The organism is Bacillus sp. 2D03 (assembly GCF_003946765.1).
Taxonomy (GTDB): domain Bacteria; phylum Bacillota; class Bacilli; order Bacillales; family Bacillaceae_G; genus Bacillus_A; species Bacillus_A cereus.
The window spans coordinates 186352-201526 of sequence record NZ_RPSJ01000006.1; the positions used below are offsets into that span (position 1 = coordinate 186352).

The window sequence follows — 15175 nt, forward strand, 5'->3', positions numbered from 1 at the left end:
TTTTTTTGTTGCATAGATATATTAATATTATCTTGATTCACCTGTGAAGTTTCCGTAATAAATGTAGCACTTTCTGTCTTCATCAATCTCTCTTGAATCTAAGGAGAATTCCATAGACATGCCGTCTCGCTGAATATATATAATATCTGAATGAAGAGATGGTAAAATTTCTTCGTAGTTCCATACATCTTGACTATCTACTAAGCTTGAACTCGTTTCACTTAGTTCTCTAATTTCAAAACCGATGTGGGAGTATGTAGGGTCTGAAGGGTCATTGGCGAAAACTTCTTTTTGAATATAAATAACTACTGTTCCGTCTGGATCAACCGAAGTTGCAGTAACAACATAAGTATTTTTCTCTTTAATAAAATATTCACAAGTCATGCGTGCGATAATTTCAGAATTAGAAATATTGACGTAGTTCCATAAAGCAGGATACCCTTTCGTTTCATCATTAAGTCGATATTCTAAGCGCATTTTTATACCTCTTCTTCCTTTTTCTTCTACTTTATCATGCCATCCTATATAATAGGAATAGAAATTAAAAAGGGGAGTGCGAAGGTGACAAAAACGAAATGGCTAGTAGGTGGTGTCGTAACGTCTTTAATGACTGGCACTTTATTTGGTTGCGCACAAGATCTTCCCCCAAAACCGAATGATAATAGTTGTTCTGATTGGGATTGGGATGATGAACTTGGGGTATGGCAGTGTGATGATAGTAGTTCAGGTTATCGTGGGCATTATTTCTATGGTGGGCGATACTATCAAAATAAATCCACTTTTAAAAATTCATCGGCGTTTAAATCGTATCAATCGTCTGCTGAATTTAAAGGTGGAATTGGAAGCGGTTCAAAGGGAGGATTTGGGGGATAAAATATGTCGCAATACATAAGGGATCGAAAAGAGTTTTATTTGAAATATCCAAATTTTTGGTCGAATTTATATGAATGTGAGTATAGTTTGTTTCATGTTTTTTCTATAACAAATCAGACTATGAAGCAATTACAATTAGCGACTGAACGAATGGGAAAAATATTTTTTAAGACTGCTAGACTGCTGCGTAATTTAAGTGACGAACAGCTTCTTGAGCTTGGTTTTCCATCCGCGAGTTTATCATTCATTAGAATGAAAGGGCTTTATCCTGAATCTGTAATTTCGCGATTTGATTTTGCTGTAACAGAGGATAACCAAATCAAAATGCTTGAGTTTAATAGTGATACACCAACTTTTATTGTGGAATGCTTTCAAATGAATGGGAAAGTATGTGAAAATCTAGGTTATGATGATCCAAACTCGGATCAAGAACGATTGCTATCTTCTGGTGTTACGAAAGCCGTAATGGAAGCGACAAAGGGATTAGACAATCCAAATGTTGTTTTTACAGCACATCATGAACATATTGAGGATTGGAATACGACTATGTATTTGAGTCAGTTATGCCATGTGGAAAATAAAGTAGTGCCAATGTCAGAACTTAGAATTACAAAAGATGCTCTAATCGATAAAGATGGGGCGAAGATTGACGTTTTATATCGCCAAACATATCCGATAGAAGATTTAATTGAGGATCAAGATCCTGAAACAGGAGATTTGGTAGGTGTGGAATTGTTGCAACTTGTAAAGGCCGGAAAGCTTTTTATAATAAATCCTTTGTCAGCATTTTTACTTCAGCCAAAATCAATTCAGTGTCTTATTTGGGGGTTAGCAGAAGAAGAGGCCTTTTATACAAATGAGGAACAACAGTGGATTAAAGAATATATGTTACCTACATATTTAGAACCAGATTTATTTTTAGGAAAAGGTTCTTTCGTTCAAAAACCTTCATTTGGTAGAGAAGGAGATACAATTACGATTCGTGATAAGGACGAAAATATTATGCTTCAAAATGCACATCAAACATATAAAAAGTCACTGCCAATATTTCAAAAGTATACAGAACTTCCAGTCGTATCCTTGGAAACAGAAAAAGGGATGGAGAAACTGTCGTATGTGTTTGGTTCTTTTTTAATTGCTGGAAAAGCGAGTAGTATCGGTATTCGCGCGGGAGAAAAGATTACAGGAAATGAATCGTACTATTTACCGGTAGGTATAAAAAGGAGGGGGAAAAATGATTAATTTTTTATTATATTTAGCAGTAACACTTGGACTTTTATGTATTGGTCTGTTCTTGATGGAAGTGACAACGAAAGTTAAGGAATTTAAGTTAATGGCTCAAGGGAATAAGGCGGTAAGCTATGTGCTTGGAGGGCGATTACTTGGGTTAGCTATCGTTTTATATTCGACAGCAGCTAATTCAATTTCACTTCTTGATATGATTTCGTGGGGAGCAGTTGGGATTTTGGCTCAAATTATCGTCTTTTATTTAGCTGAGTGGCTTACACCACGCTTTAATATAAACAAAAGTCTTGAAGAAGATAATCAAGCAGTCGGTCTTTTTCTTATGTTTTTATCGCTTTCAATTGGGATTGTAATCGCTGGTTGTATAACTTATTAAAAACTTTACGTTTAAACGTAAAGTTTTTTATTTTATACCGCTATTTGCCGGGCAGCCCGATTGGTGAGGGCTAATAATCAGTGGCGGATGAACAAAACCCCCACTGATTAAAGTTTCACTTTATATACGTTAGTTTGCCATACCATTTGAAAAAATTGTAGGCTACGGTTGACATCTATTTTAAATAAGAGTAACATTTTCAATGTAATGAAAATAAGTCTCTGTTAGGTGAGGCTCCTGTATAGAGAAATGCTACTGCCCAAAAATGTCGAGAGACGCCAATGGGTCAACAGGAATGATCGAATTAAGGTTTTTCTTAACGTAGCTGGTAATGTACCTATGCTATACAGTGCTAAAACTCGGTGAGGGAGAGGTCCGTAGATTTCTAATTATATTAGAAATCGTTTATTTGTGTATGTAATGGCCGCTACTCTCTTAAGGGTAGGGGTCTTTTTTGTTACCAAGCTATGAGTAATTTCATATTATAAACTATAAAATTAAACGAGGAGGTGAGGAGCATGTCAAATTCTGACTCGGTTCCGTTACCCATATACTTCAAATCAAAAATATATGATGTAGGCAGGAAACGATTTGTTCCTCCCTCTATATTTATCACAATGTAGCGTTTATAAAGCGCGAGACACTTTCATAGTAAAGTGGATAAATTGAGAAACAAAGCGTTTCTTCCTATGTTGTAAAGGAGGAGACGATAATATGTTATATGCAAACAAAACTGTGGGTAACACGTCATATAAACTAAGTAAAAAATCAATAAAAGAACAAACAATGCTCCAAAAAAATAAAGATTTATTAATTGAAATTGCAACAAGAGATGTAAAATCTGTATTTGCATATTTTAAAACAACAAGAGACGGACTATCAATGAAAGAGGCACAAAAACGTATTCAAGTATATGGCCGAAATGAACTAACTTCAAAAAGAGCACTTCTTGCAGAAGTAATGATGAAGCTAGGTGGCATGATTCCAGGTTTTTCAAAACAACGTGTGTGTGATGAATTACAACGTGAAACGATTACTGTATCTAGAGTAGAATGTTCTAGTAGTACAGGGTTAAATAGTGAACTGAAAATGATGGAGATACCTGTGCAAGAACTTGTACCTGGAGATATGATTTTTCTTTCGGCTGGAGATGCTGTGCCAGCTGATGTACGTATTATTTATGCAGATGATTTATTAGTGAATGAGTCTGTGTTAACGGGAAACGAAGCGAATATAGAGAAGTTTGAGAGCTGCTATCACCTTGAACGTAAACGATTTATTCCATTAAAACGGATGAAAGATTATAATCCACTTGAGCTTGAAAATGTATGTTTTAAAGGTTCGCATATCGTTAGTGGAAATGCAAAAGCTATCGTTGTTTCTACTGGAAAAAATACGTATTCAGGCATCTTGCATACTTGTTGTAGTAGAACGTCTTAATGTGTTAATGGTGCTAAATATACAAAAACAATGTATAATAGACAAAGTTGAGCAAAAACGTAGAATGGTAATCTATTTATATAACCTTACGTGATAACGTAAGGTTATTATTTTTTTAATAGGAGAGGAATTATGAAAAAAGTATTATTAGTTGATGGTATGGCACTATTATTTCGTGCTTTTTACGCAACAAGTGTCTACGGACAATTTATGAAACGACAAGATGGAACCCCTACGAACGGGATTCATGGTTATATGAAACACTTATTAACAGCTACGCAAGCGATCGAACCAACACATATCGTTACATGCTGGGATATGGGAAGTACGACATTTAGAACAGAATCGTTCTCGAATTATAAAGCAAATCGTGCAGCGCCACCAGAAGAATTAATTCCTCAATTTGATTTAGTGCAAGAAATGACTGCAAAATTATCCATTCCAGTTATCGGTATGAAAGGCTACGAAGCCGATGATTGTATCGGTACGCTTGCAAAACAATATTGCAATGAAGCTGAAGTTTATATTTTAACAGGTGATACGGATTTACTTCAACTTGTTGATAAGAGCGTTACAGTCATGCTTCTGCGTAAAGGAATTGGAAATTACGAATATTACACACCGGAGAAAATCATGGAAGAAAAAGGTGTAGAGCCGTGGCAAATCGTCCATGCAAAAGCTTTCATGGGAGATACAAGTGATAATTATCCAGGTGTAAAAGGTATCGGTGAAAAAACAGCGTATAAGCTTATTCAAGAGCACGGAACAGTATCCGCTGTACTAGAAAATGTAGGATCATTAACAAAAGCGCAGCGTACGAAGATTGAAAGTGATTTAGAGAACTTAAATATTTCGTTACAATTAGCCCAAATTCACTGTGAAGTTCCAATTTCATGTTCACTAGAAGAAGGGTTACACACAATGGATGAAGAAAAACTTAGATTTGTTTGTGAAGAAATGAATTGGGGAAGACCTGAAATATTAATAAATATGCTATAAATAGTTTGGAAAGAGGGATGTTGCATAAGTCGAACTTTGACTTGGTGACACCTTCTTTTTGTTTTTGTAAACAGTATTATAGTAAATAAAATTATGTCGAACTCAATTTTAAATATATAAATGTTTTGACAAGATATAATGATAAAAGTTGATGGAAATAGTAACTTTTATAATGAAGTGAATTAATTTCAACATAGTTTTAGATAATCACTTTTTTCGTGTTCACAAAGTTGTCAGAAAATAAACGGAATTTTCATATGAAGTTCAAATAGAATTCACAGCAATCAATTATTATAAGAACCACAGATAATTCTTTATCTTTTATATAAATCATCCCCCAAGGAGGACAATGAAAATGAGAAAAAAAGTGAGAAAATCTTTTAAACAATTATTAATTGAAAATAAACAATCACTATTAAATAATAAAGAAAATATGAAAGAAATCGAGGAGAGAATTGAGAAACGACATGTAGCATATAGTGGTGCCAGTAATTAAATAAAATAAAAAAGATAGCCTATATAGGCTATCTTTTTTATTTTATATTGAAAAAATGCTAATCAGCTCTTTAATTTTGTAAATATGCAAGATATTTTTATAGCGTTTTTCTATCAATATTACTCATTTTTCGAGGTTGAAATTGGTATATACCAATTTTTGAGATTTTCTATTCATAATATTACAAAAAATGTTACAATACACTCAAATTTATACTATAAAATCATTTTAATATGAAAAATTGGAATGAAAAGAAAGGAGGGGAATATGAATAAAGATGTCGCTTTGAAATGATTATTATCATTTCATTAGGAGTTGATGTAAAAAGATGAAGAGATACGAAGAATTGGACTCTATAAGAGGGATTTCTTCATTAGTAGTAATGATCGGTCATCATTTAATGATTTTTTCAGCATTTCAAAATTACAGTTATGAAGATAATAAGCCATTTGTTGTGTACCTATTAAAAGAAACGCCTGCTCGTCTAATTTTTAGTAGTGGTAACGAATCAGTTATTATCTTTTTTGTTTTGAGCGGATTTGTTTTGTATGAATCTATTCAAAAAAACTATAGTAGCTATGGATCATACCTTTTAAAACGTATATGCAGAATATATATTCCTTATATTGTGGCAATAATTATAGCTATTGTATGCCAGATTACAATTAGTGAATATGGTATTTCTTATTTAAGTGAATGGTTTAATCGCTCATGGACGATTGAAAGTTCTTCAAGCTTAATAGCGCAACATATTTTATTGGTTGGGAAATATAATACAGATGCATATAACGGTGTAATTTGGTCACTTGTCCATGAAATGCGAATATCAATAATTTTCCCGTTAATTTTGATGATTTGCTTACGAAAAACGTTGAGGTGTTCATTACTATTATTGTTTAGTTTTAGTATATGTTCTGTCGTAATATTATTTTTGTTTCGCTCGGGCTTAACATTAACAAGCTATGCATTAACATTGCATTACACGGTGTTGTTTTTACTCGGAGCACTAGTTGCGAAGTATAAAAATAATTTAATAGTTTTTTATAGTAATTGTACTAAAAACACAAAAATTACATGGTTTTTATTTGCGATTTTACTTTTTATGTATGAAGGGCTTATAGGAGAAATTAAAGTGCTCAATAATTTTATATTTCGAGACTATGTAGTGGCGATAAGTGCATGTCTATTTGTCATATTAAGTTTGTCAATATCAACTTTGTCGTCCTTGCTACGTAATAAATATTTGTTATATTTGGGGAAGATTTCTTACAGTCTTTATTTATACCATATTATATCGTTGTTTTCCCTTATATACATGCTCCATGAAATATTACCGTTGCCAATTATTTTAATTTTTTCACTTGTTTTTTCGTTTATACTTGCAATGCTTTCGTATGTATATGTAGAAAAGTTTGCATTCGGAGTTGGAAAGTATGTAACAAAACAAGTGGATAGAAGAGAGAAAGGGTTATCTGTAAAGAGTGAATTGCAGGATGTTATTCAGAAAAGGGCGGTGAAATAATTGAAGCAAGAAATGAGTATAAAAGATTTTCAACAATTATTGAAAAGAAGATTCGTAACGATTATTTTAACGATGTGTTGTTTAACCGCTTCTTTAGTTCTTATCTCTATGTATGTTTTAAAGCCGTCATATCAATATTCAACGCAAATTCTTGTTGGGAATTTAGATGAATTTAATAAGGAAAATTCAACAAATAAAACACAAGAGAATAAGCAACTAGTAACATCGTATGTTGATATTTTAAAAAGCCCATTAATTATTTCAACAGTCAAAAAAACTTTGAAATTAGAGCAATCAAGTCATGAATTAGCACAAAAAATCTCGGTTGTGAATACGGACAACTCACAAATTGTAACTGTTACAGTAAAAGATTCCAATCCGAAAATCGTGAAAGACATTGTAAAGACATTGGCAGAGCAATCACAAAAAAGCTTTCAACAGTACACAAATGTACAAGGGGTGAAAGTATTAACGGATCCTGAGTTACAGGAACAGGCTGAAAAATTGTTTCCGAAATTTCAACTGATCATTCCTATTTCTTTAATTGTTAGTTTTTTTGTTGGAATAGGTTTAGCTGTATTTCGAGATTATTTTGATGAACGTATATACACGGAACAGGATTTAGAGAAAATAACAACAGTCTCTGTTATTGGTCACATAAATATGAAACAAAATAGAAAAAAGAAACCTACAGAGGTTGATAAAAAATCATCTACATATCGAGGTGAACATGTCGATGTTTAGGACAAAGAAGCAGCTGCCATTCAATTTGCATGATGATCTGATGAAAGAGCAGTTTTATACGGTGTATCACGAGCTGAAAAAATCCGGAAAACAACTGTTCACAGTTAGTTCAACGAAGGACAGAGGTGTTGTTGCCTCGCTTATAGTAAATATGGGTGTAGTGTTTGCGGAAATGAAAAAAAAGGTGTTACTTATTGATGTGAATTTTTCTGACCCTAAACTACATGTATTATTACAAAGTGATCACATGATAACAGTAAACGATATAATAAGCTTTTCCTCCTGCAATTATGAATCTTTTTCTAGTAATTTGTCTAAATACTTATATTGTATTCCTGCAAAAAAAACAGTACATACAGGGACGCCCTTAGTTGCTATGGATGAATTTGATAATGCGATTGCTAAGTGGAAAGAAGATTTTGATTACATTTTCGTTTATTCTTCTGAAGTATTTGAGCTTCCTGCTACGCACATTATTGCAGGGAAATGCGATGGAGTGGTTTTAGCAGTTAAAAAGCAAAAAGATTCATTACGTACAGTGCAAAAAGTAATAGCGGATATAAATAGGAAAGAATGTGAATTAATAGGTATAATTTTATATTCTTGAATGTGGGGGTAACGATCCATGATTCGTGAAACAAATCAAGCCAAGTTGTATACGATTCCGGCTCAAGAAAAGCCTAGCATATTGAATCGAAGTGTAAAACGCTTGTTTGATATTATATTTTCAATCATATTGTTACTATTAACAATACCAATTATGTTGTTCTTTTGTATTATGATTACTTTAGAAACATCAGGGGCTCCAATATACTTTCAAGAACGTTTAGGTATAAACGGGAAGAAGTTTAATGTATTTAAATTAAGGTCGATGGTAAAGGATGCTGAAATGAACGGACCACAATGGGCAAAAGAAGATGATCAAAGAATTACAAAAGTTGGATTGTTTATAAGGAAAACGAGAATTGATGAATTACCGCAACTTTTAAATATTTTAAGAGGAGATATGTCTTTTGTAGGCCCTAGACCAGAGAGAGAGTTTTTTTATAATGAGTTTGATGCGTATATTCCAGAATTTAAGGATCGTTTAATAGTAAAACCAGGCTTAACAGGATGGGCACAAATAAATGGAGGGTATAATCTTGATCCAAAGGAAAAGTTGAGGCTGGACATGGAGTATATTGAAATGAAAACGTTTCGGATGGACATCCGTATTTTATGTAAAACCGTTTTAATTGTATTGAACGGCAATGGTGCAAGATAAATATATATGTAAACAAACAACATATGTAAGTAGGTTACTTGCAAAGGAGAACTTGTATGGGTAGATCTATTCTAAACAATATTATCCATCTATTTTATAGTACGATTTTAGCTAACCTTCTTCAGGCCGTCAGTTTAATTGTTTTAGCAAACTTTTTTAACGCACAACATTATGGGATGTTTAGTGTTGCCATAGCAGTGACGTTTGTTATGTTATTCTTTACAGACTTAGGACTTAGTAATACGTTTCTTCGAGAAGGGGCAAAGGATGGAGCAGATTTAGAGCAGATTTTATCATCTTATATAAAAATAAGGATGATTCTACTTATTTTTATTTCTATCATCGGTTATATTGCTATTCATTATATGTATGAGGATAAAAATTTAATTTATATGATGATAAACGTAATGTTTTTCATGTTAATAGGATTAACTTGGCAAAACATAGGGATTGCCTATTTTCAACTGACGGAACGTATGAAGTATATAGCGCTCATAAAAGTTGTATCAGCATCAGTTGTCATTATAATTACATGTTTTTGTATTTTCGGAGAGTTACCGGTGTATGTAACAGCTCGCTTATATGCTTTTGGGTATATGATCGGTGGTTTATTCAGTATATATATCATGAGAAGAAAGACGAAAATGAATATGAAAGTCGTAATTCATAAAGCGTTATTTTGGCAATTAACTCCCTTTATTATTAGCGGTTTTTTAATAATGAGTACGCCACAATTAGCGCCTATCTTGCTTAACTATACATTGCCATTAAGTATGGTAGGTGTTTTTGCAGTGGCGTACCGGATGCCGGCAGCTTTATATCAAGTACCAGGGGTAATTGCAGGTGCATTTTTTCCGGTGCTCTTTAAGCATTATAACCAGAATAATATAGAAGAGCATACGAAATTAAATTTACTTCAAATTAAATCAATGGCGATTGTAGGAATATGTATGACGATCGGTTTATATCATTTAGCACCATACTTTATTTCTATATTTTTTCATGAAGAATGGAGCAATGCAGTAGAACCACTCCAAATATTATCATTTCTTATTGTGCTACAAAGTTTAAATATTGCCATTGCTGACGGTTTAACGACGAGTGGATGTCAAAATAAGAGAACTGTTGTGCAGTGTGTAGCATTGGTGATAGGTGGGGTTATGCTTTATAGCTTTAGTAGTCTTGGTGGAGTGATAGGAGCGGCATACGCTATGGTTTTATTTGAAATAGTCGCTTTAGTGGGATATATAGCGGTAAGTGTAGTGAAGAAAAAAATTGTATTCCAAATTGTAATACCGTATACAATTTATTTTGGTGTAACCTTTATTGGAGTGCAATATATATTGCATACATATCATTTAATTGCGCTTGTTCTTAATATACTAATTGTAGTAGCTGCCATATTCCTATATGATTATGAGCTAAAAAAACTTCTTCTTTCTTTTATAAGAAAAATACGCAAAAAGGATTATATTACGAAACAGGGGATATAGCCTATGGAAAATAATATGAAAGTATCGATGGGATGGATTATTCTTCTAATATTATTTGTTATGTTAAGTAAATACAATTTATATATTGGATTTTCATTGAAGATATATATGATTTTTTTAGTCATATATTTTTGTTTAACAATTAAAGACTTTCATATTCAAAAGTTATATTTTCATGAAGTTATATTTTTACTGTTTTATTTCATTTATGGTTTAAGCGGAATTCTTTCTATGTATTTAAATGCTAGTATTCGTATGATTTTTGGCGTGCTACTCGTTTTAGGATGCTATTTTATAATGAGAAATTTATTGGGGAATACTGAAATAGTGGTACTTGAATCATCTATTGCTTATGTAGGAATAGTATTTAATGTTGTAAGTCTACTACTCTATATAATCGGTTTACAATACTTTAGTTTATACGGTGGAGAAGAGAGAGAAATTTTTGCTGGATTATTAGTTGATAGAGGATATCCACGGTTAATTGGATTGCTAGATGATCCTAACATTTTTATTTTTTATAATACAATATTTTTTATGTACTATATAACGAATTTACAAAATATCACTAACATCCTAGGGTTAATTTTATGTGTTACGACGAGTCTATTAACCTTTTCAAGGGGGGGGATATTAGCGCTTGTGCTTGTTGTTTTTGTATATATATGTATGTCTAGTTTCGCTAAAAAAATAAAAATAATTATGAGTTTAGTATTGTTTAGTGTAGTTATTTTTAGTTTATCGAATAGTGTAATGGGGGGCCAATTAGATGACATATTAAATAAACGAATTTCTGATTTTTCCCATGATAATGGAAGTGGTAGATTTACATTATGGGAAGCTGCTTTTAAATACTATTTATCCAATCCATATATCGGAATCGGTGCTTTTAACTTTTCGAATTATTATGAGTATCAATTTAATGAAAAATTATATGTACACAATACATTTTTAGAAATTTTGTCTGAATCGGGTACAATTGGTTTTCTTCTATATAGCGCGTTTTTATTCATATTAATGTTCAAGTTAGCGCAGCATACTTTGTTTCGTGAAAAACCATACCTTCTATTGACTATGATTGCATTTTTATTTCAGATGATGTCATTGTCACTCATTATTAACGAAGCGTTCTTTTTATTTTTAGCAGTTGTTGTGAAGTATATTTCAATATATGAAGGAAGGGGAAAGATAGATGGTAAAATGTCTATCAGCACATAATAAGGCGCCTCATGTTTCTGTAATAACACCTTCTTATAATAGTAGACGATTTATAGGTGAGACAATTTTATCTGTACAGAATCAATCGTATGAAAACTGGGAAATGATTATCGTTGATGACTGTTCAACCGACCAATCTGCCGCAAAAATTAAAGAGATAATAGAAGGAGACTCACGGATTAGGTTATTATCATTAAAAGAAAATGTTGGTGCTGCTAAAGCTCGGAATTTAGCGATTCGAGAGGCGAGAGGAAGGTACATTGCCTTTTTAGATAGTGATGATATATGGTTGCCGCATAAATTGAAGACACAATTGTTATTTATGGAAGAAATGAATATTGCTTTTTCATATGCGTCGTATAGTTTAATTGATGAAAATGGTAATGAATTAAATCGCGAAGTGAGTGTACCAAAATCTGTTGATTATCATTATTTAGTAGGAAATACAATTATCGGGTGTTTAACGGTGATGATTGATCGTGAAAAAATTCCGTATGTCGAAATGCCTAGTGTACAGCCGGAAGATACAGCGTTATGGCTGAACTTATTACATGAAGGGCATGAAGCAAAAGGGATACAGCAAGTATTAGCGAAGTATCGAATTGTAGCAAATTCTGTTTCGAGAAATAAAGTTAGAGCAGCTTTTCGGTATTGGAAATTATTAAGGGACCAAAAAAGTCTTAATGCAGTGCAAAGCTTTTACTATTTTAGTAAGTATGCTTATCATGCTTATAAAAAAAATAAAATCAATGTAGTTGGGAAGACGCAATTATGAACATACTGTTGATGACAGATAAATTGATAACTGGCGGAGCCGAAAATTATTTCTGTAAATTAGAAAATAATTTGCATTATGAGGATTTTAAGATTTATACAGCTGCAGGTGATGGAGAACTATATGAATCCCTTACTAGAAAAGAAAATTTTATATTACTTAGTCGATGGAATCATTTGAGAAATATTTATTATTTACGAAACGAAATTTGTAAACGAAAGATAGAACTTATTCATGCAAATAGTTTGCGAATGGTATTATATGCTTTTCTACTTCAAAAGTTTATTAAAAAAAAGATGAAAATTGTTTATACGAAACACAATGTAACGATATTAGAAAAGAAAATGCCAACGCTTTTTCGGTATTTCATGAATAAATATGTGAACAATATTATTACAGTAAGTGAGTTTGAAAAGAACAATTTAATTTCAATTCATGTAGCAGAAGAAAAAATAAATACAATTTATAACGGTGTCGATATTGAAAAGTTTTTATTCCAGCAGAAAAAGAAAGAATCTACATATAAAATAGGGATATTAGCTAGATTATCCAAAGAGAAAAACCATCAACTATTTGTCAAAATTGCAAATGTGTTGAAAAAGAGAAATGATTTTATGTTTTATATTGCTGGTGATGGACCAGAGAAAGAATCGATTATGAAAGAAATAGAAAAATATGGATTGCAGCAAAGGGTGAAGATGCTAGGGAATATTTCAGAGCCGCATGAGTTTATAGGGAATATGGACGCCTTACTTTTATTATCTTTTCGTGAAGTGTTTCCAATGGTAGTAATTGAAGCGATGGCTACAGGGACACCAATTGTTTCAATAGATGTTGGTGGAATACATGAAGCGGTAATAGATGGAGAGTCAGGTGTTTTGATATCTGAATATTGCGAATCCGAATTCGCAAGTGCGCTTGAGGAACTACAAGGGAATGAAGAAAAGGTAACTGCTATTAGATTGAAAGCACGAGAGAAAGCAATGAGATATTTCTCGTTAACTAAAATGATAGAAGAAACGAAAAATATATATGAATTAAACAAATGACCGAGTAGGTCGTTTGTTTTTTTTATTATAGAAACTTTTAAGAGACAACTCACATATTATATGAAAAAGGTAATATGAGGAGTGAATTTATTTTGTCAGAATATATTTCTTCCCAAGAAGATTGTGCGCCAGAAAGTAGCGTTCACATTGATTGTTTTGGGGCAGTTCCGAACTCAGGAAATGATAGTTCATTAGCAATTCAGCAAGCTATTGATTATTGTGTAGCGAATCGAATTTCGACGGTTAGAATTACAGGGGTAAATACGTACAAAATTGTAAAGCCGATTGTTATTAAATCAAACGTAAGATTAGAGTTAGATCCTACCGTAACGCTGCAAATTGATGGGGATTTTAATGCATTTGCGCTACAAAGTAACGCTTCGATAGTTGGTGGTACTATTCAAGTTATAAATCCATTGTTTCAATCTGCTGTTATTTATGTTTCTGGTTCACAACAAATCGAAGTACCTAATCAATCTGTTATATCAAATATAAATATAATAAATACAACTCCATCGTATAAAGGAAAAGCTATACATTTTTATTGTCAAAAGGCATGGGATTACATTAGTTTCTTTCAAGTTAAATTTATTCAAATTAAAAACTTTCAAACTGCAATATATTTGAAAACAGAGTATATAGATGATATCAATACACCTTGCTGGATTAACGCTAATGTATTTCAATCTATATTTATTGATGGATGTGGGTATGGGATTGAAGTAGATGGAAATAGTGATTTGCCAAATGAAAGTTCAGGAAATACGTTTCATGATATTCAAGTGCAATGTAGACAACAAACGAAAAAAGTAATTCGTTGTTCAGGTGCGTATAATACATTTGATTGTATGATTTGGGATACGTACCGGATGAGTAGTGAACAAATTGTCATTGAATTTTCTTCTAATTCTCATCGTAACTACCTTTTTTCAAATCTGCTTTCAACAACTATTGTAGATAAAGGTCAATATAATGTTTGTAAGTCTACTTATGAAGAATCCCTACGAATTCAGTTACCGTTGACTTTAAATAGACCTCATTTAATAGGGAATCAAGATGATATTTTAGTAAATGCTCAGCAGAAATATAACGTTAAGCAAGTAAGTGGAAAAGTGCCGTACGGAGGGAATCTCACAAATTGCTTTAATTTAATAGATGAACAAAGTGTAAACTATATTGACGTTCCAGATAGTAACCCAGTTGTCATTGAACTTGATTTTACGAAAAAACCAATACAAATGTTAAATTGTTTTGGAATGTATTTTGGATGGGGAGAGAGCCCAAAGAAAATTAAAATTGAATATGCATTAAGTGCAACTGGAAGTTGGGTTATCGCGTTGGATGTTCCATTAAATGTTGGGGATACAATTATCTCGAATATGAAGGCCAGTCAGTTATATAAAGTTAGAATTACATTAAGTGGTTATTCTCAAGATCATAAACGTTTTCGAATTAATCGTATCTTTGCAAGATCTTCTATGGAAAATGGGAGTGCTTGGTTAGCGACAACTGGCGGAAGGATGTTTGGAGATATTGAAATAGAGGCAAGTAAAGGTATAATCATGAAGACTGCTAGTGGAGTGAAATGGAAAGTTACTATTAATGAAGCTGGCCAACTTATTACGACTAAAATAACTTGAGGTGGTGTTTAATCGTATATCCTTGGACGAGTTACAACGTA

Annotated in this window: 16 protein-coding genes and 1 riboswitch; of the genes, 15 read left to right on the forward strand and 1 reads right to left on the reverse strand. The window is 32.5% G+C overall.

From position 1 onward, the window contains the following. Positions 1–27: 27 nt before the first annotated feature. Complete coding sequence (locus tag EBQ15_RS15700; RefSeq protein WP_001235533.1) at positions 28–477, reverse strand: hypothetical protein; 450 nt, start codon at positions 475–477, stop codon at positions 28–30. An 84-nt stretch (positions 478–561) separates the two neighbouring features. Here EBQ15_RS15700 and EBQ15_RS15705 point away from each other — a divergent pair, with 84 nt between their 5' ends. From EBQ15_RS15705 to EBQ15_RS15780, 15 genes are all read left to right on the forward strand, one after another. After that, entirely contained in the window at positions 562–873 is a 312-nt protein-coding gene (locus EBQ15_RS15705) for a hypothetical protein (RefSeq protein WP_000169030.1), read from the forward strand. Between the two features lie 3 nt (positions 874–876). Then, entirely contained in the window at positions 877–2115 is a 1239-nt protein-coding gene (locus tag EBQ15_RS15710; protein WP_000084949.1) for a glutathionylspermidine synthase family protein, read from the forward strand. Further along, positions 2108–2494, forward strand: a complete 387-nt coding sequence (locus tag EBQ15_RS15715) for a DUF350 domain-containing protein (RefSeq protein WP_000606857.1) — start codon at positions 2108–2110, stop codon at positions 2492–2494. Before EBQ15_RS15710 ends, EBQ15_RS15715 begins: the two co-directional genes overlap by 8 nt. Positions 2495–2707: 213 nt before the next feature. Beyond that, a riboswitch (M-box (ykoK) riboswitch) is annotated at positions 2708–2873 on the forward strand. A gap of 335 nt (positions 2874–3208) precedes the next feature. Then, positions 3209–3934 (forward strand): P-type ATPase actuator domain-containing protein, encoded by a 726-nt coding sequence (locus EBQ15_RS15725; protein WP_000964949.1) that lies wholly within the window; start codon positions 3209–3211, stop codon positions 3932–3934. Between the two features lie 132 nt (positions 3935–4066). After that, on the forward strand, positions 4067–4933 hold the full coding sequence (locus EBQ15_RS15730; protein WP_000757076.1) for a 5'-3' exonuclease: 867 nt from the start codon (positions 4067–4069) through the stop codon (positions 4931–4933). Between the two features lie 355 nt (positions 4934–5288). Continuing rightward, positions 5289–5429 carry an FbpB family small basic protein gene (locus EBQ15_RS15735; protein WP_001228048.1) on the forward strand — a complete coding sequence of 47 codons (141 nt, stop codon included), beginning with the start codon at positions 5289–5291 and terminating at the stop codon, positions 5427–5429. 328 nt (positions 5430–5757) lie between these two features. Further along, on the forward strand, positions 5758–6951 hold the full coding sequence (locus EBQ15_RS15740; RefSeq protein ID WP_000833057.1) for an acyltransferase family protein: 1194 nt from the start codon (positions 5758–5760) through the stop codon (positions 6949–6951). Then, positions 6952–7695, forward strand: a complete 744-nt coding sequence (locus EBQ15_RS15745) for a YveK family protein (RefSeq protein ID WP_000807050.1) — start codon at positions 6952–6954, stop codon at positions 7693–7695. Further along, entirely contained in the window at positions 7682–8302 is a 621-nt protein-coding gene (locus EBQ15_RS15750; RefSeq protein WP_033682801.1) for a CpsD/CapB family tyrosine-protein kinase, read from the forward strand. Before EBQ15_RS15745 ends, EBQ15_RS15750 begins: the two co-directional genes overlap by 14 nt. A gap of 18 nt (positions 8303–8320) precedes the next feature. Further along, positions 8321–8959: a sugar transferase gene (locus tag EBQ15_RS15755; protein WP_000617646.1), complete on the forward strand. Its 639-nt coding sequence runs from the start codon at positions 8321–8323 to the stop codon at positions 8957–8959. Between the two features lie 56 nt (positions 8960–9015). Further along, positions 9016–10452 carry an oligosaccharide flippase family protein gene (locus EBQ15_RS15760; protein WP_000533736.1) on the forward strand — a complete coding sequence of 479 codons (1437 nt, stop codon included), beginning with the start codon at positions 9016–9018 and terminating at the stop codon, positions 10450–10452. A gap of 3 nt (positions 10453–10455) precedes the next feature. Continuing rightward, positions 10456–11670, forward strand: a complete 1215-nt coding sequence (locus EBQ15_RS15765; protein WP_000429877.1) for an O-antigen ligase family protein — start codon at positions 10456–10458, stop codon at positions 11668–11670. Next, positions 11645–12445, forward strand: a complete 801-nt coding sequence (locus EBQ15_RS15770) for a glycosyltransferase family 2 protein (RefSeq protein WP_000237694.1) — start codon at positions 11645–11647, stop codon at positions 12443–12445. The genes EBQ15_RS15765 and EBQ15_RS15770 overlap by 26 nt, the downstream gene beginning before the upstream one ends. Further along, a complete protein-coding gene (locus EBQ15_RS15775) occupies positions 12442–13494 on the forward strand; it encodes a glycosyltransferase family 4 protein (protein ID WP_001023684.1) in 1053 nt (350 codons plus the stop codon). The genes EBQ15_RS15770 and EBQ15_RS15775 overlap by 4 nt, the downstream gene beginning before the upstream one ends. A 92-nt stretch (positions 13495–13586) precedes the next feature. Next, the gene (locus tag EBQ15_RS15780) at positions 13587–15134 is read left to right on the forward strand and encodes a glycoside hydrolase family protein (protein ID WP_000006055.1); all 1548 of its coding nucleotides are present in this window, start codon (positions 13587–13589) and stop codon (positions 15132–15134) included. Positions 15135–15175 lie beyond the last annotated feature (41 nt).

Coding starts and splice junctions, on each gene's coding strand:
- EBQ15_RS15775 (WP_001023684.1), top strand. CDS start 12,442: ATGAACATACTGTTGATGACAGATAAATTGATAACTGGCGGAGCCGAA.
- EBQ15_RS15730 (WP_000757076.1), top strand. CDS start 4,067: ATGAAAAAAGTATTATTAGTTGATGGTATGGCACTATTATTTCGTGCT.
- EBQ15_RS15725 (WP_000964949.1), top strand. CDS start 3,209: ATGTTATATGCAAACAAAACTGTGGGTAACACGTCATATAAACTAAGT.
- EBQ15_RS15765 (WP_000429877.1), top strand. CDS start 10,456: ATGGAAAATAATATGAAAGTATCGATGGGATGGATTATTCTTCTAATA.
- EBQ15_RS15740 (WP_000833057.1), top strand. CDS start 5,758: ATGAAGAGATACGAAGAATTGGACTCTATAAGAGGGATTTCTTCATTA.
- EBQ15_RS15710 (WP_000084949.1), top strand. CDS start 877: ATGTCGCAATACATAAGGGATCGAAAAGAGTTTTATTTGAAATATCCA.
- EBQ15_RS15760 (WP_000533736.1), top strand. CDS start 9,016: ATGGGTAGATCTATTCTAAACAATATTATCCATCTATTTTATAGTACG.
- EBQ15_RS15715 (WP_000606857.1), top strand. CDS start 2,108: ATGATTAATTTTTTATTATATTTAGCAGTAACACTTGGACTTTTATGT.
- EBQ15_RS15755 (WP_000617646.1), top strand. CDS start 8,321: ATGATTCGTGAAACAAATCAAGCCAAGTTGTATACGATTCCGGCTCAA.
- EBQ15_RS15750 (WP_033682801.1), top strand. CDS start 7,682: ATGTCGATGTTTAGGACAAAGAAGCAGCTGCCATTCAATTTGCATGAT.
- EBQ15_RS15770 (WP_000237694.1), top strand. CDS start 11,645: ATGGTAAAATGTCTATCAGCACATAATAAGGCGCCTCATGTTTCTGTA.
- EBQ15_RS15700 (WP_001235533.1), bottom strand. CDS start 477: ATGCGCTTAGAATATCGACTTAATGATGAAACGAAAGGGTATCCTGCT.
- EBQ15_RS15735 (WP_001228048.1), top strand. CDS start 5,289: ATGAGAAAAAAAGTGAGAAAATCTTTTAAACAATTATTAATTGAAAAT.